The sequence below is a fragment of the Variovorax sp. 01N429 genome (assembly GCF_056399425.1).
On record NZ_JBFTRG010000211.1, the window covers coordinates 1 to 382 of the forward strand.

Genomic DNA, 382 nt, shown 5'->3' on the forward strand with positions numbered 1-382 from the left:
CCCCGGGATCACCGCGGACCGGCTCCTCGACGGCATCGCCGGGACCCTCTGGACCGCCCTCGAAACCCGGCTCCTCGCGGCCCGGCACCTCGACGACGCGAGTGCGCTGCGCACCACCCCGCTGCCCTGTCCGCGCGCGGACGCGGGAGACCTGCGGGCACGCATCTTCACCGAGATGCAGGACATGTACCGGCGCATCCAGACCGTCGCCGACCTGTGCGCCGACCCGGACGTCCCCGCCCCGCCCCAGCACATCGACCTCGCCAACGCACAAGGCTGGGAGCAGAAACTCGGCCGACTCGGCGGCCAAGCCCTGCGCGCCGCACTCTCCACGGCGAGCACCTCCCGCGGCGGCGAGCTCAACAACGACGGCCTCCGCTCG

General features: G+C 73.8%; 1 protein-coding gene. It reads left to right on the forward strand.

The window, feature by feature from the left end; all coding sequences use genetic code 11:
• A partial coding sequence (locus AC1DSF_RS31290; RefSeq protein WP_478184195.1) for a hypothetical protein occupies positions 1 to 382 on the forward strand: 382 nt, incomplete at both ends.